At 72.8% G+C, this 22,446-nt stretch carries 26 protein-coding genes; 15 read left to right on the top strand and 11 right to left on the bottom strand.

Annotated elements, in window-relative coordinates:
- Nucleotides 1-61: 61 nt before the first annotated feature.
- Nucleotides 62-823 carry an IclR family transcriptional regulator gene (locus ABT158_RS44410; RefSeq protein ID WP_352364332.1) on the bottom strand — a complete coding sequence of 254 codons (762 nt, stop codon included), beginning with the start codon at nucleotides 821-823 and terminating at the stop codon, nucleotides 62-64.
- Between the two features lie 68 nt (nucleotides 824-891).
- On the opposite strand from ABT158_RS44410, the gene ABT158_RS44405 reads away from it, so the two are divergent.
- Genes ABT158_RS44405 through dmpG form a run of 3 tightly spaced genes read left to right on the top strand, consistent with a single transcriptional unit; the run spans nucleotide 892 to nucleotide 3,682 of the window.
- Nucleotides 892-1,716, top strand: a complete 825-nt coding sequence (locus tag ABT158_RS44405) for a 2-keto-4-pentenoate hydratase (protein ID WP_352364330.1) — start codon at nucleotides 892-894, stop codon at nucleotides 1,714-1,716.
- Nucleotides 1,713-2,660, top strand: a complete 948-nt coding sequence (locus ABT158_RS44400) for an acetaldehyde dehydrogenase (acetylating) (protein ID WP_352364328.1) — start codon at nucleotides 1,713-1,715, stop codon at nucleotides 2,658-2,660. Before ABT158_RS44405 ends, ABT158_RS44400 begins: the two co-directional genes overlap by 4 nt.
- On the top strand, nucleotides 2,657-3,682 hold the full coding sequence (gene dmpG / locus ABT158_RS44395; RefSeq protein ID WP_352364326.1) for a 4-hydroxy-2-oxovalerate aldolase: 1,026 nt from the start codon (nucleotides 2,657-2,659) through the stop codon (nucleotides 3,680-3,682). The genes ABT158_RS44400 and dmpG overlap by 4 nt, the downstream gene beginning before the upstream one ends.
- A 3-nt stretch (nucleotides 3,683-3,685) precedes the next feature.
- Here the strand turns inward: dmpG and ABT158_RS44390 are convergent, their stop codons facing one another.
- Entirely contained in the window at nucleotides 3,686-4,372 is a 687-nt protein-coding gene (locus tag ABT158_RS44390; protein ID WP_352364324.1) for a TetR/AcrR family transcriptional regulator, read from the bottom strand.
- 186 nt (nucleotides 4,373-4,558) lie between these two features.
- Here ABT158_RS44390 and ABT158_RS44385 point away from each other — a divergent pair, with 186 nt between their 5' ends.
- From ABT158_RS44385 to ABT158_RS44370, 4 genes are all read left to right on the top strand, one after another.
- Nucleotides 4,559-6,103 (top strand): bifunctional 3-(3-hydroxy-phenyl)propionate/3-hydroxycinnamic acid hydroxylase, encoded by a 1,545-nt coding sequence (locus ABT158_RS44385; protein WP_352364322.1) that lies wholly within the window; start codon nucleotides 4,559-4,561, stop codon nucleotides 6,101-6,103.
- Nucleotides 6,104-6,128: 25 nt separating this feature from the next.
- A complete protein-coding gene (locus tag ABT158_RS44380; protein WP_352364320.1) occupies nucleotides 6,129-7,061 on the top strand; it encodes a VOC family protein in 933 nt (310 codons plus the stop codon).
- A complete protein-coding gene (locus ABT158_RS44375; protein WP_352364318.1) occupies nucleotides 7,061-7,906 on the top strand; it encodes an alpha/beta fold hydrolase in 846 nt (281 codons plus the stop codon). The genes ABT158_RS44380 and ABT158_RS44375 overlap by 1 nt, the downstream gene beginning before the upstream one ends.
- A 253-nt stretch (nucleotides 7,907-8,159) precedes the next feature.
- A complete protein-coding gene (locus ABT158_RS44370; RefSeq protein WP_352364316.1) occupies nucleotides 8,160-9,377 on the top strand; it encodes an MFS transporter in 1,218 nt (405 codons plus the stop codon).
- Nucleotides 9,378-9,482: 105 nt separating this feature from the next.
- Here the strand turns inward: ABT158_RS44370 and ABT158_RS44365 are convergent, their stop codons facing one another.
- The 7 genes from ABT158_RS44365 to ABT158_RS44335 form a co-directional block, all read right to left on the bottom strand.
- Complete coding sequence (locus ABT158_RS44365; RefSeq protein WP_352364314.1) at nucleotides 9,483-10,367, bottom strand: LysR family transcriptional regulator; 885 nt, start codon at nucleotides 10,365-10,367, stop codon at nucleotides 9,483-9,485.
- Nucleotides 10,364-11,059 (bottom strand): CTP synthase C-terminal region-related (seleno)protein, encoded by a 696-nt coding sequence (locus tag ABT158_RS44360; RefSeq protein ID WP_352364312.1) that lies wholly within the window; start codon nucleotides 11,057-11,059, stop codon nucleotides 10,364-10,366. Before ABT158_RS44360 ends, ABT158_RS44365 begins: the two co-directional genes overlap by 4 nt.
- Nucleotides 11,060-11,259: 200 nt before the next feature.
- Nucleotides 11,260-11,745: an HAD domain-containing protein gene (locus tag ABT158_RS44355; RefSeq protein WP_352364310.1), complete on the bottom strand. Its 486-nt coding sequence runs from the start codon at nucleotides 11,743-11,745 to the stop codon at nucleotides 11,260-11,262.
- Nucleotides 11,746-11,805: 60 nt separating this feature from the next.
- Nucleotides 11,806-12,447 carry a histidine phosphatase family protein gene (locus tag ABT158_RS44350; protein WP_352364308.1) on the bottom strand — a complete coding sequence of 214 codons (642 nt, stop codon included), beginning with the start codon at nucleotides 12,445-12,447 and terminating at the stop codon, nucleotides 11,806-11,808.
- A gap of 103 nt (nucleotides 12,448-12,550) precedes the next feature.
- Nucleotides 12,551-13,462: a TIGR04222 domain-containing membrane protein gene (locus ABT158_RS44345; RefSeq protein ID WP_352364306.1), complete on the bottom strand. Its 912-nt coding sequence runs from the start codon at nucleotides 13,460-13,462 to the stop codon at nucleotides 12,551-12,553.
- A gap of 136 nt (nucleotides 13,463-13,598) precedes the next feature.
- On the bottom strand, nucleotides 13,599-13,907 hold the full coding sequence (locus tag ABT158_RS44340; protein WP_352364304.1) for a hypothetical protein: 309 nt from the start codon (nucleotides 13,905-13,907) through the stop codon (nucleotides 13,599-13,601).
- A 218-nt stretch (nucleotides 13,908-14,125) separates the two neighbouring features.
- The gene (locus ABT158_RS44335) at nucleotides 14,126-14,914 is read right to left on the bottom strand and encodes a helix-turn-helix transcriptional regulator (RefSeq protein WP_352364302.1); all 789 of its coding nucleotides are present in this window, start codon (nucleotides 14,912-14,914) and stop codon (nucleotides 14,126-14,128) included.
- A 225-nt stretch (nucleotides 14,915-15,139) separates the two neighbouring features.
- Here ABT158_RS44335 and ABT158_RS44330 point away from each other — a divergent pair, with 225 nt between their 5' ends.
- From ABT158_RS44330 to ABT158_RS44310, 5 genes are read left to right on the top strand one after another with little or no spacing between them, the layout of a single operon-like run.
- On the top strand, nucleotides 15,140-15,367 hold the full coding sequence (locus ABT158_RS44330) for a hypothetical protein (protein ID WP_352364300.1): 228 nt from the start codon (nucleotides 15,140-15,142) through the stop codon (nucleotides 15,365-15,367).
- Between the two features lie 37 nt (nucleotides 15,368-15,404).
- On the top strand, nucleotides 15,405-16,433 hold the full coding sequence (locus ABT158_RS44325) for a tetratricopeptide repeat protein (protein ID WP_352364298.1): 1,029 nt from the start codon (nucleotides 15,405-15,407) through the stop codon (nucleotides 16,431-16,433).
- A gap of 10 nt (nucleotides 16,434-16,443) precedes the next feature.
- Nucleotides 16,444-16,977 (top strand): hypothetical protein, encoded by a 534-nt coding sequence (locus tag ABT158_RS44320; protein WP_352364296.1) that lies wholly within the window; start codon nucleotides 16,444-16,446, stop codon nucleotides 16,975-16,977.
- 18 nt (nucleotides 16,978-16,995) lie between these two features.
- Complete coding sequence (locus ABT158_RS44315) at nucleotides 16,996-17,343, top strand: hypothetical protein (protein ID WP_352364294.1); 348 nt, start codon at nucleotides 16,996-16,998, stop codon at nucleotides 17,341-17,343.
- The gene (locus ABT158_RS44310; RefSeq protein WP_352364293.1) at nucleotides 17,340-18,725 is read left to right on the top strand and encodes a hypothetical protein; all 1,386 of its coding nucleotides are present in this window, start codon (nucleotides 17,340-17,342) and stop codon (nucleotides 18,723-18,725) included. The genes ABT158_RS44315 and ABT158_RS44310 overlap by 4 nt, the downstream gene beginning before the upstream one ends.
- A gap of 62 nt (nucleotides 18,726-18,787) precedes the next feature.
- Here ABT158_RS44310 and cynR read toward each other — a convergent pair whose 3' ends face one another.
- Entirely contained in the window at nucleotides 18,788-19,696 is a 909-nt protein-coding gene (gene cynR, locus ABT158_RS44305) for a transcriptional regulator CynR (protein ID WP_352364291.1), read from the bottom strand.
- 123 nt (nucleotides 19,697-19,819) lie between these two features.
- Here cynR and ABT158_RS44300 point away from each other — a divergent pair, with 123 nt between their 5' ends.
- The 3 genes from ABT158_RS44300 (at nucleotide 19,820) to ABT158_RS44290 (ending at nucleotide 21,479) form a co-directional block, all read left to right on the top strand.
- A complete protein-coding gene (locus ABT158_RS44300) occupies nucleotides 19,820-20,407 on the top strand; it encodes a carbonic anhydrase (RefSeq protein WP_352364289.1) in 588 nt (195 codons plus the stop codon).
- Nucleotides 20,408-20,480: 73 nt separating this feature from the next.
- Nucleotides 20,481-20,951 carry a cyanase gene (cynS, locus tag ABT158_RS44295; protein WP_352364287.1) on the top strand — a complete coding sequence of 157 codons (471 nt, stop codon included), beginning with the start codon at nucleotides 20,481-20,483 and terminating at the stop codon, nucleotides 20,949-20,951.
- Between the two features lie 27 nt (nucleotides 20,952-20,978).
- The gene (locus ABT158_RS44290; protein WP_352364285.1) at nucleotides 20,979-21,479 is read left to right on the top strand and encodes a nucleoside deaminase; all 501 of its coding nucleotides are present in this window, start codon (nucleotides 20,979-20,981) and stop codon (nucleotides 21,477-21,479) included.
- 16 nt (nucleotides 21,480-21,495) lie between these two features.
- Here the strand turns inward: ABT158_RS44290 and ABT158_RS44285 are convergent, their stop codons facing one another.
- The gene (locus ABT158_RS44285; protein ID WP_352364283.1) at nucleotides 21,496-22,407 is read right to left on the bottom strand and encodes a LysR family transcriptional regulator; all 912 of its coding nucleotides are present in this window, start codon (nucleotides 22,405-22,407) and stop codon (nucleotides 21,496-21,498) included.
- Nucleotides 22,408-22,446: the final 39 nt, after the last annotated feature.

The raw sequence follows: 22,446 nt of genomic DNA, 5'->3' as shown, positions 1-22,446 counted from the left end.
GGTTGATCGGAGAAGGTCGCGCCCTCTGAGACGCCGGTGCGCCCCCGGCTGGGCTGTCGCCTCAGCGGAGGAGGTCGCGCCGGGTGAGCGTGCTGCCGAGCGCGGCCGCCGCCGCGCGCACCGCGGCCACGTGCCCCTCGGGCCGGAACCGGCCGGTCGGGCCGGCCACGCTGATCGCGGCGAGCGGCTCGTCGCCGCGCCCCAGCACCGGCGCGGCGACGCACACCAGCCCGACGGCCGACTCCTCCGCCTCGAACGCGACCCCGGTCTCCGTGACGCGCCGCAACTGGCCGCGCAGGATGCTCGGCACGACGACGGTGTGCGGCGTACGCCGTTCCAGCGGCCCGGTCAGCACCTCGCGCCGCAGGTCGGGCCCGGCGTAGGCGAGCAGCGCCTTGCCGATCGCGGTGCAGTGGAGCGGCATCCGGCCGCCGGTGCGCGAGGGCGCCCTGGCCTGGCGGTGGCCGCCGATCTTGGCGACGTAGACGACGTCGTGCCCCTCGCGCACGCCGAGGTGCACGGTCTCGTGGGTGCGTTCGTAGAGGTCCTGGAGGAACGGCATCGCCAGTTCGAGCAGGCTGCGTTCGAGCGAGGCGAGCATGCCGAGCTCGAACAGGCCGCGGCTGAGCCGGTAGCCGCCGTCGGCGCGGTCGAGCAGGCGGTTGGCGACCAGATCGCCCGACAGCCGGTGGACGGTCGCCTTGTGCAGGCCGGTACGCCGCACCAGCTCGGCGAGGCTGACGATCCGGTCGTCGGGCCGGAAGGCGCGCAGGATCGTCACCGCCTTGCCCAGCACGGTGTCGAGGTCGGGCCGATCGGTCACCGGCACAGCGTATCGCTGAACGAGACGATGTGCTGGTTGGGGCGGCATCCTGCCTGCACAGTGGGGGGATGAACGAAACCAACGGGCCCGCCGCCGCGAGCCCGTCCGACATCGCCGCCGCGGCCGGGCGGCTGGCCGGCGCCGCCGCGTCCGGCGTGCCGTGCGCCCCCGTGCGGGATCTGATCGGCCGCGACGACCTGGCCGCCGCGTACGCCGTCCAGGCCGCGCTGACCGCCTCCCGGCTGGCCGCCGGCGCGCGGATCACCGGACGCAAGATCGGCCTGACGTCGGAGGCGGTGCAACGCCAGCTCGGCGTCGACCAGCCCGACCTGGGCGTGCTGTTCGAGGACATGGCCTACGCCGACGGCGACGCGATCCCGGTCGGCCGGATCCTCCAGCCGCGGGCCGAGGCGGAGATCGCGTTCGTGCTCGGCGCCGACCTGGACGACGGCCCGCTCGACGCCCCCCAGATTCGCGCCGCGATCGCGTACGCCGTCGCCGCGCTGGAGATCTGCGGCAGCCGGATCGCCGGATGGGACATCTCCTTCGGCGACACGGTCGCCGACAACGCCTCCGCGGGCGCCTACGTCCTCGGCACGGAACGCCGCACCCTCGACGAGTTCGACCCGGTGGACGTCGCGATGTCGATGAGCATCGGCACCGAGGAGGTCTCCACCGGCACCGGCGCGGCCTGCCTGGGCGACCCGATCGAGGCGGTCGTGTGGCTGGCCCGCATGGCCCGCGACCTCGGCGAGCCGCTGCGCGCGGGCCAGGTCGTCCTGTCCGGCGCGCTCGGCCCGATGCGGCCGGTCGCCGCCGGCGACATCGTCACCGCCACCCTGTCCGGCCTCGGCACGGTGACGGTCCGCTTCACCGAAGGAGCAGCAGCATGAGCAGGACGAAGGTCGCGATCATCGGCTCGGGCAACATCGGCACCGACCTGATGATCAAGGTGTTGCGCGGCTCGCGTCACCTGGAGATGGGCGCCATGGTCGGCATCGACCCCGCGTCCGACGGTCTGGCCCGCGCCGCCCGGATGGGCGTCCCGACGACGGCCGAGGGCGTCGACGGCCTGATCGCGCTGCCGGGCTTCGACGAGATCGGGATCGTCTTCGACGCCACCTCGGCCAAGGCGCACGAGGTGAACGCCGCCAAGCTGCTCCCGCTCGGCAAGCGGCTGATCGACCTGACCCCGGCGGCGATCGGCCCCTACGTCGTCCCCGCCGTCAACCTCGACGAGCATCTCGACGCGCCCGACGTGAACATGGTCACCTGCGGCGGCCAGGCCACGATCCCGATCGTCGCCGCCGTCAGCCGGGTGGCGCCGGTCGAGTACGCCGAGATCGTCGCGTCCATCGCCTCGAAGTCGGCCGGGCCCGGCACCCGGGCCAACATCGACGAGTTCACCGAGACCACCTCGGCCGCCATCGAGCAGATCGGCGGGGCCCGCCGCGGCAAGGCGATCATCATCCTCAACCCCGCCGACCCGCGGCTGATCATGCGGGACACCGTCCTGTGCCTCGTCGCGGCGCCGGACCCGGCCGTCCACGACGAGATCCGCCGGTCGGTCGAGAAGATGGTCGCCGACGTCGCCGCCTACGTCCCCGGCTACCGGCTCAAGCAGCAGGTGCAGATCACCGAGGTGCCCGCCGACCAGCCGGTGGAGACGCTGCTGGCCGCCGGCGCGGCGCGGCCCACCCACCAGGTGTCGGTGTTCCTCGAGGTCGAGGGCGCCGCGCACTACCTCCCGGCCTACGCCGGCAACCTCGACATCATGACCTCCGCCGGCCTGCGGGTCGCGGAACGCGTCGCCGCACGGAAGGCGGGCCTTCGATGACCACCCCGATCTTCGTCCAGGACGTCACCCTGCGCGACGGCATGCACGCCGTCCGCCACCGCATCGGCCTGGAGGACGTCAAGCGCATCGTCACGGCGCTGGACCGGGCAGGCGTCGACGCGATCGAGGTCGCGCACGGCGACGGCCTGGCCGGCGGGTCGCTCAACTACGGTCCCGGCTCGCACACGGACTGGGCGTGGATCGAGGCGGCCGCCTCGGTGCTGGAGAACGCCCGCCTGACCACGCTGCTGCTGCCCGGCGTCGGCACCGTCCACGAGCTCAAGCGCGCCTACGACCTCGGCGTGCGGTCCGTCCGGGTCGCCACGCACTGCACCGAGGCCGACATCTCCGCCCAGCACATCGCCGCGGCCCGCGAGATCGGCATGGACGTGTCCGGGTTCCTGATGCTCTCCCACATGGCCCCGCCCGAGGAGCTGGCCCGGCAGGCCAAGCTCATGGAGTCCTACGGCGCGCACTGCGTCTACGTCACCGACTCCGGCGGCCGGCTCACCATGAACGACGTGGCCGCGCGGGTCCGCGCGTACCGCGACGTGCTCGACGCCGGGACCGAGATCGGCATCCACGCCCACGAGAACCTGTCGCTGTCGGTCGCCAACTCCGTCGTCGCGGTCGAGAACGGCGTCTACCGGGTGGACGCGTCGCTGGCCGGTCACGGCGCGGGCGCGGGCAACTGCCCGCTGGAGGCGTTCGTCGCGGTCGCCGACCTGTCCGGCTTCGAGCACCGGTGCGACCTGTTCCAGCTCCAGGACGCCGCGGACGACATCGTCCGCCCGTTGCAGGACCGTCCGGTGCGGGTCGACCGGGAGACGCTCACCCTCGGGTACGCCGGCGTCTACTCGTCGTTCCTGCGGCACGCGGAGGCCGCCGCCGCGCGGTACGGCGTCGACGTGCGCGGCATCCTGATGGAGTGCGGCCGCCGCCGGCTGGTCGGCGGCCAGGAGGACATGATCGTCGACATCGCCCTCACGCTCGCCGCCGGGCGCGAGCAGCGCTCCGCCTGACCGTCAGCCGCCGGGCGCGCCCCGGCGGCCGGCGATCAGCGCCTCGCCGATCGCCACCAGGGCGTCGGCGAGCTGGTCCATGAACTCCGCGATCGGCTTGCCGTCCCCGGACTGGAGCGAGACGAAGGCGCCGTCGAATCCGGCCATGCCGAAGTGGGCGAGGGCGTCCGCGACCGCGTCCGCGGCCTCCTCGCCCTCGCCCTCGCCCTCGCCCGCGCCGGCGAACGACGAGCGGATCATGTGCCGCATGAGGTCGCGGCCCTCGGCGCGGACGTCGATGACGGTCCGCATCGCCTCCGGGGCCTCGGCGGCCTCGTTGCTCATCACCAGCACCAGCAGCAGGCGGAGGAACTCCTCGCGGTGCACGAAGACCTCGCCGGTCCGGCGCAGGTACCAGCCCAGGCGTTCGCGGGGGGTGCCGCCGGCCGGCGGGTCGCGGTGGGCCTCGCGCATGGCCGCGAAGAAGCCCCGCGCCCCCTGGGCCATGACGGCCGACAGCAGCCCCGCCTTGGACTCGAAGTGGTGGTAGAAGGCGCTCTTGGGCAGGCCCGTCTCCTTCACGAGCGTCGAGATCGACGTCCCGGCGTAGCCGCGTACGGACATCACCCGCGCGGCCGCGTCGAGGATCTCCTGCCGGGACCGGCGGCCGCGGCTGTTTCCGGTGTGCGCCTCCCGCGCCGACTTCTCCACCAGCCGAATTCTATGGACCCCGGGACGACGGCTCGTCCGGCGGTCCGGCCGCGATGCGGGTAACCGGTTCGTGAACAGGTCTTGACACGTCGCCGCAGGTCGTTGTTAGTCTCCTCACGATTGGACCGAACGTTTGGTCCAAAAGTGCCGCTTCGGATCCCCGGCGGCCGAGAACGGAGTCAGCGCATGACCGACAGCTACGACGCGGACGTCGCGATCGTCGGGTACGGCCCGACCGGCGTGATCGCCGCGCTCACCCTCGCCAGGTACGGCGTGTCCGCCGTCGCCCTGGAACGGGACACGGACATCTACCCCCGGGCACGGGCCGTGACCGTCAACGACTGGACGATGCGGATCTTCCAGGACCTGGGCATCGACGAGCGGATCGAGAAGAAGATCGACCCCCAGCGGGCCCTGCGCTGGGTCACCTACGGTGGCCGGGAGATCATGCGGATCGAGTACCCGCCCTCGACGCTGGGCCGCAAGGCGCGCTTCTACAACATCTACCAGCCGACCATGGAGGCCGAGCTGCGCGCGGCCGCGCAGGACCACGGCGACCGCGTCACCGTCCACTACGGCGCCGACGTCACGGGGATCGCCCAGGACGACGACGGCGTCACCGTCACCTTCACCGACACCGCGACCGGTCGGACGCGCACCACCCGCGCCCGGTACGCGATCGCCGCCGACGGCGGCGCCAGCACGATCCGCGGCGAGGTGGGCTGCCGCCTGCTGGGCGACACCAACGACGTCACCTGGGTGGTCATCGACTGCCGGGTCAAGCGCTGGTGGCCCGACCGGGACTTCCTGACGTTCTGGTCGGACAAGGAGCGGCCGGTCGTCGACATCGCGCTCTCGGCCGGCAACCACCGGTGGGAGATCCCGCTCAAGCCGGAGGAGTCCCCCGCGGACTACCCGACCAGCGCCGAGGTCTGGCCGCTGCTGAAGGCGCTGGGCGTCACCGAGCAGGACGTCGAGATCCACCGGCACGCCTTCTACAAGCACCACGTCCGGATGTGCGACACCTGGCGCCAGGGCCGGGTGTTCCTGGCCGGGGACGCGGCCCACCTGATGCCGCCGTGGGCCGGCGCCGGGATGCAGTCCGGCATGCGCGACGCCCACAACCTGGGCTGGAAGCTCGCCCGCGTGATCAGGGGCGAGCTGCCCGAGAGCTGGCTGGACACCTACGAGGCCGAACGGCGTCCGAACACCGCCTTCTACACCGGCCTCGCGGTCCAGCTCGGACGGGTCATCAAGCAGGAGCTGTCCGAGGAGGAGCAGGCCGCGATGAACGCCGTCCCCCAGGACACGGTCACGCCGTACGAGCCGCCGCTCACCGCGCCGCCCGTCCTCGAAGGCGGCTGGATCAGGGGGCCGCTGGGCGACGCCAGCATCGTCGGCCGGATGGTCCCGCAGCCGGTCGCCGGCGACGCCACGGGCCGGATGGCCCGCCTGGACGACCTGCTCGGCGACGGCTTCGTGCTGCTCGGCGACGACGTCGACCCGGCGACCCTGCTGACGGCGGAGGAGAGGGCCGGCTGGGACGCGCTCGGCGCCCGCTACCTCGTGGTACGGCCGAAGACCGCCTACACGCAGGGGCCGGAGGAGCTGGTCGACCTCGACGAGGTCCTGCTGCCCTGGCTGCGCAGGTACGGCGCCCGCGCCGTGGCCGTCCGTCCCGACAAGTTCGTCGCCGCGGCCGACGTCAGCGGCCTGGCCGTGCCCGCCTAAACGGCTTACCGAGAGGAGAACAGAGATGTCCGGAGTCAAGGAGCTCGGTTACGTCGTCTACGAGGTCAGCGACCTCGCCGACTGGGAGCACTTCGCCGTCGAGCTGCTGGGGATGCGCTTCGGCGAGAAGACCGACGGCGGCTTCACCCTGCGCACCGACGAGAAGGCCCACCGCTGGATCGTCACCGGCGGCCCCGCCGACGACCTGGTGGCCACCGGCTACGAGGTCTCCGACGCCGCCGCGCTGGACGCCCTGGTGGACAAGGTCCGCGCGGCCGGCGTCGAGGTCACCCAGGGCGACGACGCCCTCGCCGCCGCCCGCAAGGTCGAGCGCGTCTTCGTCACCGCCGACCCCATGGGCAACCGGGTCGAGCTGGTCACCGGCCTGGCCGACGCCGCCACGCCGTTCGAGTCGGCGAAGCTGCTCGGCGGGTTCGTGACGGGCGCCGGCGGCGCGGGGCACCAGGTGCTGCCGGCCCACGGCGTCTCCCGGGAGGAGTACCTGCACTTCTACATCGACCTGCTCGGCTTCAAGGTCAGCGACGTCATCGTCGAGGAGCTGGCCCCGGGCGTGGTCGCCGACCTGATCTTCCTGCACTGCAACGGCCGCCACCACACCGTGGCCTTCGGCGACCTGCCCTCGCCGAAGAAGACCCACCACTTCATGGTCGAGGTGACCGACATCCGCGACGTCGGCCTGGCCTACGACCGGTGCATGGACGCCAGGCAGCCGTTCGAGATGACGCTCGGGATGCATCCGAACGACCACATGTTCAGCTTCTACGTCCACACCCCCTCCGGCTTCAGCGTGGAGTACGGCTGGGGCGGCCTGATCATCGACGACGCGACGTGGGAGGTGAAGACGCTCGACAAGCTGCACAGCTGGGGCCACCGTCCCCCGGGCGTCGTCGCCGGGCTGCTGGCCGCCGCGCCCGCGCCGAACGGGGAGGACCACTGATGGCACTCGACGCCAAGGACATCGCGCGCACCGTCCGCACCAAGGACTGGAAGCTGCGCTACTACGAGGCGGGCTCCGGCCGTCCGGTCGTGCTGCTGCACGGCAGCGGGCCGGGCGCCACGGGATGGAGCAACTTCGCCGGCAACATCGAGGCGCTGGCCGAGCACTTCCACGTCTACGCCGTCGACATGCCCGGCTGGGGCGAGTCGGACCCGGCGACCGTCGACCGGCTCGACCACGTCGAGGCGGCGATCCAGTTCCTGGACGCCCTCGGCATCGAGCGGGCCGCGTTCGTCGGCAACTCGATGGGCGGGCAGACCTCGCTACGGTTGGCCACCGAGCACCCCGGCCGGATCTCGCACCTGATCACCATGGGGCCGCCGGTCGGCCGGATCCCCACGCTGTTCGGCGCCGGCGACGGCCCGTCCGAGGGGCTGAAGGTGCTGATCGAGGCGTACCGGGAGGCGAGCCCGGAGAACATGCGCCGGCTCGTCGAGATCATGGTCTACGACAAGGCGCGGTTCGCCACCCCCGAGCTGTGCCAGGCCCGTTCGGACGCCGCCCTCGCCCGCCCCGACCACCTGCGCAACTACGTGGACGGCCTGCCGAAGGGCGCCCCGCTCCCCAAGTGGGTCAAACCCGAGCTGCTGCCGAAGATCCAGGTCCCGACCCTGCTCATCCACGGCCGCGACGACCGCGTCGTGTCGTTCGAGACCTCCCTGTTCCTGCTGGCCAACATCCCGGACAGCCGGCTGGTGCTGCTCAACCGCTGCGGGCACTGGGCGATGATCGAGCACGCCGACGAGTTCAACCGGCTGGTCACCGACTTCATCGCGAACAACTGACCTGAGGGGGCGCGGGCCGCAACCTGCCCGATCTGCGACGCCCTCGTCCCCACGCCGCTCCCGACTCGGCCCGCGTGACGATCACGGACCCTTCGCCGGTGCTGTGTCCGGTCGGACGGACGGGGTGTGGTTTCCTCCACGCGCCCGGCCCCGCCCGAGAACCGGAGACCTAGGACCATGGACGGACCGGAAGCCGCCTCCAGGGGACCAGCGGCCGATGCCGTCCCCATGAGCGCCTGGCAACACTGATCACATGGCTTCCCCCTCCCTCACGAGTGTCGTCGGCGTACGCCCGTTCCTGGTCGGCATGTTCGTCGACGCGCTCGGCAACGGGCTGTACGTGCCCCTGACCCTGCTGTTCATCCACGAGGTGACCGGCCTGCCCATGACGACCGTCGGGCTCGGGGTCACCGTGGCGGCGGTCGTGGGGCTGGCGGCCAACCCGGTGGCCGGGACCCTCATCGACAGGTTCGACGCGCGCCGCGTGCTGATCGCCACGTACGTGCTTCGTGCGGCCGCCTTCGCCGCCTATCCCCTGGTGGACGGGTTCGTGGCCCTGCTCGTCGTCGCCGCCCTGATCGCGGTCGGCGATCGCGCCTACTATCCGGCCTCCGGAGGCCACGTCTCCGCACTGGCGGAGGGCGCGCTCAGGGACCGGCTGTACACCCTGCTCGCCACGGCGAGGAACGTCGCCTTCGGCCTGGGCGGCCTGCTGTCGGCGGGCGTGGTCTCCCTCGCCGGCACCACCGGGTTCGCGGTCGTCGCCCTGATGAACGCGGCGAGCTTCGCCCTGGCGGCCGCATGCCTGACGCTCTCGGGACGGCGCGCGCCCGCACCGCCGCCCCGGAATCCGGGCGGTTACCGGCAGGTGTTCGCCGACCGGCCGTTCCTCACCCTGGTGGCGGCCGAGCAGGCGTACACCCTGATCCACCTCATCCTCCCCGTCGCCCTGCCGGTGTACGCGGTCACGGTGCTCGGCGTCCCGCCGGCCCTGCTGGGCGTCCTCTACGCGATCAACACCGTTCTCGTGGCGGCGGGTCAGCTCCCGGTCCGGCGGTGGCAGCGGCACGCCCGGCGTACGCATGCCATGGCTCTGAGCGGCCTGATCTTGATGGCGGCGTGCGCCGCCTACGCCGCGACCGCGCTGCTGCCCGCCGGGCTCCCGCGCGTCGGCGGGCTGCTCGTCGCCACGCTCGTCCTCACCTTCGGCGAGCTCATGCACACCGTGCCCAGCTGGGCCCTCGCGGCCGCCACCGCACCACCGGCCCTGCGCGGCCGCTACCTGGCGATCTACCAGCAGACCTGGGCGCTCGCGGCGGTCCTCGCGCCCGCCGGCTTCGCGGCCCTGCTCGACACGGCCCCGCTGCTGCTGTGGCTGACGCTGGCAGCCCTCGTCGGGCCGGCCGCACTCGCGCTGCTCCGCCTGGCCCGCCGCCTGCCGCCCGACGCCGTGGCTGCGCCGGAAGCCTGACTCCGGGCGAACCAGGTTCCGGCCCGCCGGCCTGTGTCGTACGCCGCGCCGGCCTGCGCGGACCGCTGGTGGCGGCGCTGTGAAGCCGGACCGGCCGCCGTGAGCTCACGGGGACGCCGCATGCTGGGCGGCGGCCAGTTCGGCGAACGCGACGGCCGCGGGGAGCGGGTCCGCTGGCATGGCGAGAAGGACGGTCCGCTCGACGGCGGGCTCCAGCGGGATCGCGTGCACGCCGCCGAGATGGGCGGGCAGCGACAGTTCGGGGACGATGCTCAGCCCGAGCCCTTCGGCGACCATGGCCAGGATGCTGTTGGTGTCACGCACCCGGTAATGACACTTCAGGCCCGCACCCGCCGCCCGCGCGATCGCCCTGATCAGCGGCTCGCACCCGCCCGTGGACATGATGAACGGGTGCCGCGCCAGCTCGGCCACCGGCAACGAATGGCGGACGCTCAGCTCGTGACCGCTGGGCAGGACGGCCAGTATGCGGTCGGCGGCGAGCGGCCGCGCCACCGCCCCGGCGGGCAGCGAGACCTCGCCGGCCGCGGCCGACACCGTGGCGATGTCGGCTGCCCCGGTCTCCAGCCACTCCAGGACCTCGTGGTCGGAGCCCTCCATCACCGCGAGCCGCACCCGCGGATGCGCCTCGGCGAACCGGCGCAGGATGGGCGGCAGCAGCCGGGCGTTGGCGCTGGGGATGACGCCGACGCGCAGGCTGCCGCGCTCCTGCCCGCGGATCGCGGCCACCTCCTGTTCCAGCGCCTCCGCCTGGGTGAGGATGAGCGTCGCGCGGCGGCACACGGCCCGCCCCGCCGCGGTCAGGCGCACTCCCTGGCTGCCTCTTACCAGCAGCGCCACCCCGAGCTCGCTCTCCAGCGCGCGCAACGCGTGACTGACGGCGGACTGGGTGGTGGCCAGCTCCTCCGCGGCCCTGGTCATGTTGCCGGTCCGCGCGACCGCCTGCAGGATCCTGAGCTGGGCGAACGTCACAGCGCCGCACGCAGCAGACCGGTCACCAAGGGGTGTGGCTCCTCGGGACGCGAGCGTGCCTGCGGCACGAACAGCGTGGCCACGTAGTACGGATGTCCGGGGATCTCCAGCACCCGGGCCTCGCCGTCGCCGTCCACGCCGGTGACCAGGAAGCCGCCGTCGTGCAGGACTGCCTGCCGGCCGGGGGCGAGGCCGAAATTGCAGTAGTACTCCTCCTCGACCTCGGTCCGCCCGTACAACGCGGCCACCCGGGAACCGGAAGCCAGAGCCACGGGCATGGTCCTGCCCGCCAGCGAGCAGGTCAGCTCCGACACGAACAAGGTCGAGGCGTACGGGTCGTACTCGGCGTGCGCGGCGTCCTCATGGCCGAGCACGTGGCGCGCGTACTCGATGACCATGTGCTGGCAGCCGCCGCACGTTCCCAGCGTGGGGACGCCGTGCTCGCGGCCGTGCCGGAGCGCGGCCAGAGCGCCGGACAGGCTGCGGTACGGGCTGCCGGGCGCACACCACAGGACGTCGGCGGCCTTGACCTCGGCCAGGTCGGACTCAAGCGGTTCGGTGGCGAGCCAGCGGACGTCCACCCCGACGCCGAGATGCGCGGCGGCGTGGCGCAGCGCGTCGTCGGTGGCCAGGTGCGGAGGAAACGCCGGATCACGGTCGCCGACGACCGCGACGCGCAGGGATCGGTCCATGGCCCTCACTATGCGACGGCTCTGTCATGAGCACCAATACCGAACCACGCCCCCGCCATGAGCGATCACTCATGCCCACAACGCGACGAGACGCCGCTTCGACGATCTCCTCGGCTGCCCAGCTGCTTAACACTCGCGAGAGACGGGCGGAGGAAGCAGCTCTGGCTGTAAATCGTCAGAGTCTGTGGATTGCGGGTGACTTACAGGGCTCGAAGCCATCGATCGAGGACTGTGAAGTCTTCGTCGGCGAGTCCCCTGTGGGACTCCACGTGGTGGAGGAGGGCCCGGCCGCCGTGGTGCGCGGAGACCCACTCCTTGTCGGCGTCGGTGATCTCGTCGTCGACCCAGGCGAACGGTCGTCCGCCCGCCCAGTCCACCAGGGTCCGGGTTTTCCAGCAGAGCCCGAACCATTGGTCCTCACGTTCGTGCTGTTCGGTTGCCGCTGGCCATCTCACGACGGCCAGCGGCGGCAGGCCGATTCGGGGTGCTATTTCGGCATTTGCCTCCTCTTCCCAAGTTGTCGCCCAGACGAGTTCGCAGGGCAGCGCTGCCAGCCGACTCCCGAGCCGCACCAAGCGCGAGTCCGGCGTAGTACCTCGCGGTACGCGTTGCGGGTTCTCACCGAAGGGGAGAAGTGGGCCGTCGACGTCAAGGAAGAGCAGCGGGCGTTCGGCATGTCCGGTCATGCTCCGCTGACCTCGTCATGTTCCACGAGTACGCCGCGTCCCAAGCGGGCCATGTAGCGGTCAGCCGGCTTCGGCGGGGGCGAGATGGCGGGTGTCGCCGAGGCTGACGACCGTGCGGTTGTGGAAGAAGTCGTCTTCGCGCAGCGTGGTGATGCTGCCCGAGGGCGCACGGAAACTGGCATGGCCGACCGCGTCGATCGGCATCTTGATCCAGGACGTCACGACGCATGTCAGGGAGCCGCCATGAGTCACGATGATCTGGTGTTCGCAGGGACGCTGCAAGATGTCGTCCATGGCCGCGTAGACGCGCCGCGCCAACGCCGCCTTGGTCTCGGCGCCCGCCACGCCCTCGTCGTGCTCCAACCGTTCCCCGACCGCCGGTGGCGGGATGAATCGTCGGTCCAGCCACTCCTGTGGCCTTCCGCCTGCCTCTCCGTAGGACTTCTCCCGAAGTCTGCGGTCCAGGACGGGTTTCACGCCGAACAGTTCGGCGACCTTCTCGGCCGTTTGCCGGGTGCGCTGGAGATCCGAGGAGAACAGCTCCACGTCGGCGCCGTCAGGGATCTGGGCTCGCAGCGCCTGGGCGATGGAGGCTGCCGCGCTGAGGCCGGCCGGCGTCAGCCGCGAATCGTGCCAGCCGCCGACGACCCGCTCGACGTGGTGCGTCGCCTCCGGATGGGTGACGGCGTAGATGGTGCGCATGCGTAGGTCTCCTGTCGGGGCTTCTGAGTGATCTTAAGAGCCCGAGGCCGCCTCCTGACGGTTGTCGCCGCAGGATGTGGAACGGCTCAGCGCGTGCCGCTCGTCAGGACCCGCCGCCGCCTCCGCCGTCGCCCGCGCCGCCTCCAACGTCCCAGCCGCCGCCTCCGCTGTCGTCCGGGGTCCAGCCGACGGAGCCGCACTGGTCGTTTGGGGTGCTGGGGGCGGCCGGGTAGAGGTGGCCGTCCGGGATCGAACGTTTGCTGAGCTCGGCTGACAGGCGCGGGTCGCCGAGGTGGCTCAGTCCGTACAGTGCGAGCGGCACGGCCACGGCGTCGGTCCCGGCCCCGTACGGGTGTGCCCGGCGGGCCTTCTCCAGCTGGTGGCGGCCCGCGCGGCCGAGCCGGACCGGCCGGTTCCTGACGTACAGGGACCGGATCTTCCTGGCAGCCAGCCAGCTGGCGCCGAAGCCGAACAGGGCGGCCACGCTCAGCGGCGGCGACTGCGCGACGATCATGTAGAGCACGTCGGCCCCGGCGGCGACGGCCGCGACCGTGGGGATCAGCTTCAGGACGTCGCGGCAGACGCCGAAGCCGGGCACGCTCCGGGAGTCGACGAGCAGGCCCAGGTCGGCGAGCCGGTCCCTGATCCCGGCGACCTCCGCGCTGTCCGCCAGACGGCGCTTGACCTGGACGACCGGCGAGCTCCTGCGCTCGGCGAGGATCGCGACAAGCCGCTCCTCCACGGGGTATCCCGCCGTCACGGCCCTGGAGACGCGATGGATCTTCCCGCCTCGGGAGACGCGGATCTCCCCTTCCCTGGCCAGCAGCCCGATCGCGGTGTCCGCCACCCGTACGGGACCGCCCGCCAGACAGGCGAGCTCGTAGTGGCCGAGGTCGGCCTCGCGCAGCCCGCCGAGCCGCAGGCGGGCGCGGACGTGCGCCATCTCGGCGGCGAGGACCGTGCCGACGGTGACCGCGCCGAGGAGCACCGCCAACCCTGCGAGGATCACGTCCATGCCCACCTCCCGTGTTGTTGATCAACGCGTGAGGCGGGCACGGAGGTTCCGGCGAGCGCCGCCTACGGCGACAACTGGCCCTCACGGCAAGGCCGGCCGGCCCGTCCGGGCGCCGGCCGGCCGTGCGAGCCGCCGGTCAGGGGTTGTCGTAACCGATCCACTGGATGTACCAGCCGAACTGCTGGGCGGTGCCCGGGGACAGCGCCGACGCGTCACGCCACTGCACGTAGACGCGGAACTTGGTGGCGGTGGCGTCGTAGACGGCGCTGGGGCCGACCAGGTTCCACTGGTTGCCGCCGGTGCCGCTGACGGAGGTGACGTAGACGGGACGCCCGGAGAAGTGCGCGGAGCTGGTGTCGACGTCGATGTAGATGCCGTTGGAGCCGTAAGCCTGCCAGCCCTGTCCGGGGGCGGTCTGACCTGAGGCGATGCGGGCGGTGGGCATCGTGGGGGATCCTTCCGTCCGAGGAGTTCGTCACGCCCAGTATTCGATCCACCACAAAGAGTGTCGAGGTCAGGAATGGTTGGCTGCGCGGGCACAGGAATCGAGCCGGAACAGGGTCTGGCCACGCGCCGGGACCCGTGCGCTCCTACGGCCAGGCCGGCGTGCGGGCCGACGCGGGTGGGCCGGCGTCGGCCTCGTCGGCCTGCTGGTCTGGTGGATCACTCACCGTTGAGCCGGGCGTCCCGCCCCGGTTCGGGGGGCAGGAGGTCGAGCGCGCGGGCCTTGCGCAGCGCCGTGACCCGGTCGTGCACGCCGAGCTTGCGGTACACGTTCTCCTTGTGCTTGTTCACCGTCGCCTCCTTGATGGTGAGCCGGCGGCCGATGGCGTACGCGGTCAGCCCTTCGCCCAGCAGCATCAGCACCGCCATCTCGCGCAGGGTGATCCCGTGCTCGGCCGGGTCCGCGAGCGCGGGCAGGCGGAAGACGGCCTTCTCGTGCGCCTCGACCGTGTCGAGGAGCGAGCGCGCGAGAGCGGCGTACTCCAGGTCCCGGTCGCTGTAGCCGGTGCCGTCGCGGCTCATGATGACGCCGCGGATCTGCCCCGGACGGGCGTCCAGGGGCAGGGCGAGCTGGCGGTCGATGCCGATCGCCGCCCGGCCCGCGTGGTAGGCCTCGCTCTTCCACCAGTCGCCGTCGGCGACGTCGTCCATGGCCAGCGGGGTGCGGTCGCCGGTCCTGGCGTAGTGGCGGAGCAGCGGGTGCGCCCGCATGTGGGAGTGGATGAGGGCGTCCAGCGGCGCCTGGTGCAGCCAGTCGGGCGAGCCGGTCAGCGCGTGCCCGGTGCCCGCCGTCCAGTCCAGGTCGATGAGCACCGCCAGGTCTCCCGGCAGGTCCTTCGTCAGTCGTTCCATCAGCAGCGGCCAGACGCGTACGGGCTTTCTCGTCGTGAGGATGTCCATCGCCAGGTCGTGAATGCGTCGGCCATCGTCCCTGAACAATGACGTCATGGGCGCATTGTGCATGAACGGCTACCATCCGGCACAGCGATTCGGAAGTACGTACTTCTTCGTATTCATCGGCCCGGCCGGCCGGCGGGACAGTGGGGGTGCCGGTCTCCGTCGGCGGATACGCGGGCGCGACTGGAGTACGGCGGTTTTTCGTCCTATCGTGACCAGGTGATGACGTTCCGTATCACTCTGGCTCCAGGCGGTGCGACCCGGAAGGAGTGACAGATGCCGTTCGACGACTACCAGCGGGAGAGCTCGCGGCGGATCGACCACCAGCGGGACATGGTTCGGCGCTCCACGGACGAGTCGTCGCGCCGGCGCAACCGCGACGACTGGCGGGCCCGCCGCGACGGCGGCGGCGACGAGCTGAGCCTGGGGACGCAGATCATCCTCGCCGTCGTCGCCCTGGCGGTCTTCTTCCTCGTGGTGTACCCGGAGTTGCCCCACCACTGAGATGTCCGGCTCGGACCCGAGAGCGGAGGGTGGACGCATGTCGGCACAGGACGACGAGGGCTTCGACCGGGCGCTGGCCCTGTACCGGGCGGGACGGACCGCCGAGGCCCGGGACGTGCTCCTGGAGGTGGTCGCCGAGTTCCCCGGCGATCGGGTCTGCCGGTACTCGCTCGGCGTGTGCCTGAACGAGCTGGGCGAGTGGCGCGAGGCGGAGCGGCACCTCGGCGTGGTGGTGGCGGCCGAGCCCGCGCACCACCTGGCCGCCTACGAGCTGGGCGTGGCGCTCCAGGAGCAGGGCAGGCCCGCCGAGGCCGCGGTCGCCTTCCGCCAGTCGCTGGCGGGGGACGTGGTGAAGGACGTGCACAGCCGCCTGGCAGCCTGCCGGACGGCCGACGGCCCCGCCACGGGCCACCCGCCGCACCAGCCCGCCACCCCGGAGCCGCCCGGGGGGTCGCTGCCCCCGGTGGCCGCCGTGCCGCGTCAGGTCGTGGTCCCGGACGATCCCGCGCACGCCGCCGCCCTGGAGTACACCCGCACCGTCGCGGCGGGGGTCACGCCGTACCGCACCTTGGCCGACGACCTGGACGAACGGGCCGTCTACGACATCGGCCAGGAGGTGTGGTCCACCAGGACGCGGACCCGGCACCTTGCGCTCACCCCGCTCGTGGCCACGGCGCTGGCGCTGTCCGGCTCGGTGCTGCGGGTGCCGCTGCTGGTCGTGGCGCTCGGGCTGTACGCCGTGGCCGCCTGGGTCGCCGCCGTCGTCTCCGCCCGGGTGACGTCGTACGTCTTCCACCAGCGCCGCGTCGACGTGGCCCAAGGCGTCAGGGACCGGGGCAAGCAGGTGATCCTGTACGCCTCGATCACCCAGGTCCGTTACGTCCGCACCCTGTCCTCCTACCTGACGAACACCGCCTCGCTGGAGCTGACCTACATGCTCGGGACGGAGAAGGAGTCGATCGTCCTGGCCGGGCTCGGCAGGCCGGGCCAGGTCGACAAGCTCTACCGGGAACTGCAGGGGCCGGTCGTGCGCGAGCGCCGCGCCATGAAGAAGATCCTCTTCTAGGGGCCGGCGGATGCGCTTCTTCGCCCGCGCCAACCTGGTGATCGCCGTGCTGATCGCGGCGGCGCTGGTCGTCCCCCGGATCGGGTTCGACGGGCCGGCCGTCCCCGGGCTCGGCCTGCCCAGGCTGCCGTTCCTGGAGGCCGACGAGCCGATCAGGAAGAACGCGTCCGGGCCGCCGCCGTGGACGATCCACGGGTACGGCTGGCGCTTCACGGTGGAGCGGACCGCCCGGACGGTCAGCAGATGGATGGGGAGGACCAGGCCGTCGATCGTCGTCACCGCGTACGTGACCCGGGAGGAGCGGCAGTTCGCCTCCCGGATGATCTACCGCATCAGCGACCGGGCGAGCGGCAGCGAGCTCGCGTCGGTGCCGTTCCAGGGCGGCGGGGACGGCGACCCGCCGCTCGGTCAGCGCAGCAAGCTCGTGTTCACGGTGTGGGACACCTCGCCGCGGGCGTCCCGCCTCACCGTCACCCTGCACGATTTCCATTGGCCGGACGGGCGTGACCTGGTCCTCGACGAGGTCCGGGTCCCGGCGTCCTGAGCGGGCCGGGAGGCCGACATGATCGTCGACGTGGTGCGTGCCGCGATCTCCGTGATGCAGGTCGTCCAGGCGGTGCCGCCCCGGCCGCCGGGGTCGGGCCTGCGCAGGAAGCTGATCGCCGCGCTCGTGGAGCAGGCCGGCGAACTGCGGCCGGAGCCCGCCGAGCAGTCGCTGGCCGAGGCGTTCGCGACCTGGATCGAGCTGGCGGCCAGGCGGGAGGCCGATCCCGCGGCGGTCGGGCCCCGGCCGTACGCGCACGCGGCGGCCATCCTGGCCGCCGAGCTGGACCTCGCACTGGCGGCCGGGACGCCGGGGTCCGAGCCGGGCGACACCGTCGCGCGGGCCGGCCTGTTCACCCGGCCATGACGGACCCCCTGCCGCAGGCCCTGCGGGACGCCCTGCACCAGGCCGCCGACGTGCTGCGCGGCGTCGACGACGCGGCCCGCAGAGCCGACGACGCCCTCCAGCACGTGGTCAACGTCTTCACGGTGCCCAGCTTCCTGATGAACACCGACTTCGACAGGCTCGGCGGCAGCGCCCACGGCCTGGGCTCCACCGGCCCGTTCGCCTTCCCGCCGCTGAACCAGGCGATCAGCGGCTACGGCCTGTTCGCCGGCGCGCGCGACACCTGGAACGGCGGCGTGAAGCTCGGCACGGGGCTGGGCGGCGGAAACGGCGAACAGGTGCTCGACGGCGCCGCGACCGCCGCCACCGGCCTCGCCGGGGTCTACTCCGCCACGCTGGGGCTGCTGGACGTCACCACCCCGGCCGGCGCGCTGGTCGGCGCCGCGCTGGCGGGCTACGGCGTGGGCACCACGGCGATCAAGGGCATCGAGGCGGCCACCGGCCACGACGTCGCCCACGACCTCGGCGACCTCCTCTTCCGGGCGGTCCACGGCAGCGCCGGCGAGGCCGCGTTCACCCTGCCCTCCGACGTCGCGCCGCCGCTGCACGCGCTGCCCGACGTGGCCGGGCCCGCCGCGGAAGACCGTCATCACCCCTCGGCCCCGCTGACGCCGCACGGGATCGTCGAGTTCCAGGGCGGATGGTGGTACGAACCGGGCAGCGCCTGGCACGCGATCTCCTCGACCCCGGTCCCCGGCGCGATCACGCACACCGAGGGCGGCTACCGGGACGCCGCCGGCGCCTGGCATCACGTGTCGGCGAGCGACCCGCCCGGCACCGCGGGGTCGGGCTGGCGCGGCCCGGAGGGCACCTGGCATCCCATCGGCCCGGACGGCCACACGATCGCGGGCGCCCAGAGCGTCGTCAACCTGGACTGGACGCAGGACGCCGCCGGCTCCTGGCACCCCGTCCCGCCCGCCGGGCCGATCTCGCCCGACGCCGGGGGCGGCACGCCGGGGGTCGAGCCGAACGCGGCCTGGTTCCTGGGGCACGACGGCGCCTGGCATCCGCTCCCCGCGCACGACGGGACGGCCGGCGACGGCGGCCAGAGCGGGACGACGGAGCTGGTCTCGGCCGCCTACCAGTCGCCCGACGGCGGCTGGCACCCGCTGCCCGGCTCCCAGCCCGAGACCCCGGCCGCGGCGTCCGGTGACACCGGCCATGCCCATGGCGGTCCGGACGCGGCGCAGCAGGCCCAGGCCGGAGCGATTCAGCAGCACGACGAACCGGCGCAGGCCGCCGCCGTCCAGCCGGACGGGGGCGTCCCGGCGACCGGCGGACCGGCGGCGCAGGGCGGCGACGGCGGCTCAGAGTCGGCGGCCGGCCATGTGTCGGGCTTCTGACCGACACATGGCACGCTGCGCGCCGGGCTTCAGGCGGGCGGGGTGTAGCCGCGTGCCGGGTTTCAGGCGGGCGGGGTGTAGCCGCGGGAGCGGACGAAGTCTCCGGTGAGCTCGGTGAAGGCGCGGGCGGCGGCGCTGCGGTAGGCGCCCTCGCGGTGCAGCAGGGTGACGGTGCGGCTGGGCAGCGGCGGGTCGAGCGGGACGGGCGTGAGGTGCGGGTGGCCGTCGGCGATGGCGTCGGGCAGGACGGTGGCCAGCGGGGTGCGGCGCACGATCTCGGTGAGTGCCTGGATGGAGTTGGCCTCGACCGCGATGCGGGGGGCGGCCCGGTGTCGGGCGAAGTAGGCGTCGATGTGGCCCCGGGTGGCGAAGTCGCCGCTGAGCAGGGCGAGCCGTTCGTCCTTGAGCGCGCGCACCGGCAGGGGGGCGGCCAGCGTCCGGGCGTGCGGGGTGCCGGTGACGAGGCTGAGCGTCTCGGTGAACAGCGCGGTGGGGGTGACGCCGGGCAGGTGGGGGCCGGCGAAGGCGATGCCGAGGTCGAGGTCGTCGGCGAGCAGGGCCGCTTCCATGCGGTCCTGGGGCATCTCGGTCAGCGTGAGGTCGACGGCCGGGTGGCGCGCGTACAGCTCGGCGGTGAGCGGGCCGACCAGGTAGGCGGTGAAGGTGGGGGTGACGCCCAGCCGCAGGTGGCCGCGGGAGAGGTCCTGGACGTCGTGCACGGCGCGTTCGGCGGCGGCCAGGTCGCGAAGCGCGCGCCGGGCGTGGTCGGTGTAGACGGCCCCGGCGTCGGTGAGCCGTACCGCGCGGCCGGTGCGGTCCAGCAGTTGCACGCCCAGGGTCCGTTCCAGCTGCCTGATCTGCTGGGAGAGCGTGGGCTGCGAGATGTGCAGCTCCTCGGCGGCGCGGGTGAAGTTGCCGTGTTCGGCCACGGCGAGCAGGTAGCGCACGTGACGCAGTTCCAGAGCGGCCATGGACGAACTATAGACGAGAGCAATGGGTTCCAGGCGGAACGCCTCTTGGACACTATAGGGCCAGGTCATGCATGCTGGATGTCAGCAGCCCACAAGGGCCGGCCACCGCCGAAGGGAGTGACCATGCAGGACCTCGCCGAGGGCGTCGCCCGTTTCCAGCGGGACGTCTTCCCGGCCAAGGCGGAGCTCTTCGCCCGTCTGGCCACGCAGCACACACCGCACACGCTGTTCATCGGCTGCTCCGACGCCCGCGTCGTCCCCGAGCTGATCACCGGCACCGAGCCGGGTGACCTGTTCGTCATCCGCACCGCCGGCAACCTGGTGCCCGCCTACCGTCCCGAGGCCGACGGGGTGGCCGCGAGCATCGAGTACGCGGTCGCCGCACTGGGCGTGCGGGACGTCGTCGTCTGCGGCCATTCGGCGTGCGGCGCGATGACCGCGCTCGCCGAGGGGCACGACCTCAGCGGCGCCCCGACCGTCGCCGCCTGGCTGCGGCACGCGGACGCCGCCCGGGCCCGCACCGCCGCCCGCGGTGACGTGCCGGCCCTGGTGCGGCAGAACGTGCTCGCCCAGCTGGCGAACCTGGCCACCCACCCGTCGGTCGCCCGCGCGCTGGCGGCGGGGAAGGTGACCCTGCACGGCTGGGTCTACGACATCCCGACCGGCCGCGTCGAGGACCTGACCGCCGCGGGCGCCGCGCTCACGGCCTGACCGGGCCCCGCGACTCTCGTCCGACACCACCTGACGAGCCCGACACCACCTGAAGAGAAGGACGTACCGACACATGGTGCACGCACAGTTCGACCCCACCGCCCGCCAGGCCCTGGCCGCCGCCGCCGTCGAGGCCAAGATCAGCAAGGACCTGTCCTGGCAGCAGATCGCCGACGCCGCCGGCCTGTCGGTGGCCTTCACCACCGCCGCCGTCCTCGGCCAGCACCCGCTGCCGGAGAGCTCCGCCCGGGCCGTGGCCGACCTGCTGGACCTCGGCGAGGACGCGGCGACGCTGCTGCAGACCATCCCGATCCGCGGCTCGATGCCGGACCGGATCCCGACCGACCCGACCATGTACCGCTTCTACGAGATGCTCCAGGTCTACGGGACGACCCTCAAGGCCCTGATCCACGAGCAGTTCGGCGACGGCATCATCTCCGCGATCAACTTCCGGCTCGACGTGAAGAAGGTCGCCGACCCCGAGGGCGGCGAGCGCGCCGTCATCACCCTGGACGGCAAGTACCTGCCGACCAAGCCCTTCTGACCGCCCGGCCACTTCCGGAGGACCTTCATGGACTTCGTCCAGCGCACCATCGACCTCGCCCGCCAGAACGTCGCCGAGGGCGGCCGTCCGTTCGCGACCGTCATCGTCAGGGACGGCGAGCTCCTGGCGGAGAGCGCCAACAAGGTCGCCCAGACCGGCGACCCGACCGCCCACGCGGAGATCCTCGCCATCCGCGACGCCTGCACCAGGCTCGGCACCGAGCACCTGACCGACGCCACCATCTACGTGCTGGCCCACCCCTGCCCGATGTGCCTGGGGGCGCTGTACTACTGCTCCCCGGCCGAGGTCGTCTTCCTCACCACCCGCGACGCCTACGAGCCCCACTACGTGGACGACCGCAAGTACTTCGAGCTGGGCACCTTCTACGACGAGTTCGCCAAGCCCTGGCAGCAGCGCCGGCTGCCGATGCGCCACGAGCCGCGCGCGGACGCCGTCGAGGTGTACCGGTTCTGGCAGGAGCGCAACGGCGGCGAACGCCGCGTCGCGGGCGCGCCCACCACCGCGTAGGGCGCTGGCGCAGCCGTCAGCCCGGCCCGCCGCTCCCGTCCAGCGAGAGCGGGCCGAGGTCGGCGGCGGTCCTGGCCAGCGCGCGGACGGCGGGACCGTCGGCGGTGGACGACCAGACCAGGGCGAACCGGAGCGCCGGGGCGTCGTGCAGCGGCACGAAGACGACGCCCGGCGGCCGGTTGTAACGGGCGGCGATCTCGCCCAGCGGATGGACGCACTGCCCGGCGGCGACCAGGGCCAGGATCTCGTGGAACGTCCGCGCGACGGGCCCGCGCGGGATGCGGCGGCCCAGCGGCGTGCGGGTGGGCACCATGGACGCCACCCAGTACTCCGGGGCGGCGGGGCCCAGATCGACGACATGCTCGTCGGCCAGGTCCTCCAGCGACGCGCCGCCCCGCCCGGCGAGCGGATGCCCGGCCGACACCGCCAGCACCCGCCCGGTTTCGAGCACGGTGGGGCCGACGGTGAGGTCGGGTTCGGCCACCGGCAACCACAACACGTGCGCGTCGGCGTCCCCGGCGCGCAGGGCGGCGAACGGATCGCCGCCGGTGACCTCGCTGAACCGCACGTCGGCGCCGGGATGGCGGGCGCGGAAGGCGTCGACGAGCGGGCGCAGCTCGTAGCCGGCGTGGCCGAACACGCCCAGGCGCAGCGTGCGGCCCGCGCCCACCCCCGCGGCCTCGGCCCGGGCCAGCCCCTCCTGGAGCAGGTCGTAGGCCTGCCGCAGATCCTCGCGCAGGCGGCGGCCGACCGGGGTCAGGGCCACGCGCCGGCTGGTGCGGTCGAACAGCGCCACGCCGAGACGCCGTTCCTGCCTGCTGATGGCCTGGCTCACGCGCGCCTGCGAGACGCGCAGCCGCTCGGCGGTACGGCCGAAGTGCAGTTCCTCGGCGAGCGTCAGGAAGATCTCGATGTCCCTCAGCTCCACGGATAACCCCCATGTTATGGATCGCCCCACGAACCCTAC

Origin of the sequence: Nonomuraea sp. NPDC001636, from assembly GCF_040298265.1 — a bacterium.
Taxonomy (GTDB): Bacteria; Actinomycetota; Actinomycetes; order Streptosporangiales; family Streptosporangiaceae; genus Nonomuraea.
The sequence above is the reverse complement of the archived record's forward strand: the minus strand, read 5'-3'. Positions and strand labels throughout refer to the sequence as shown.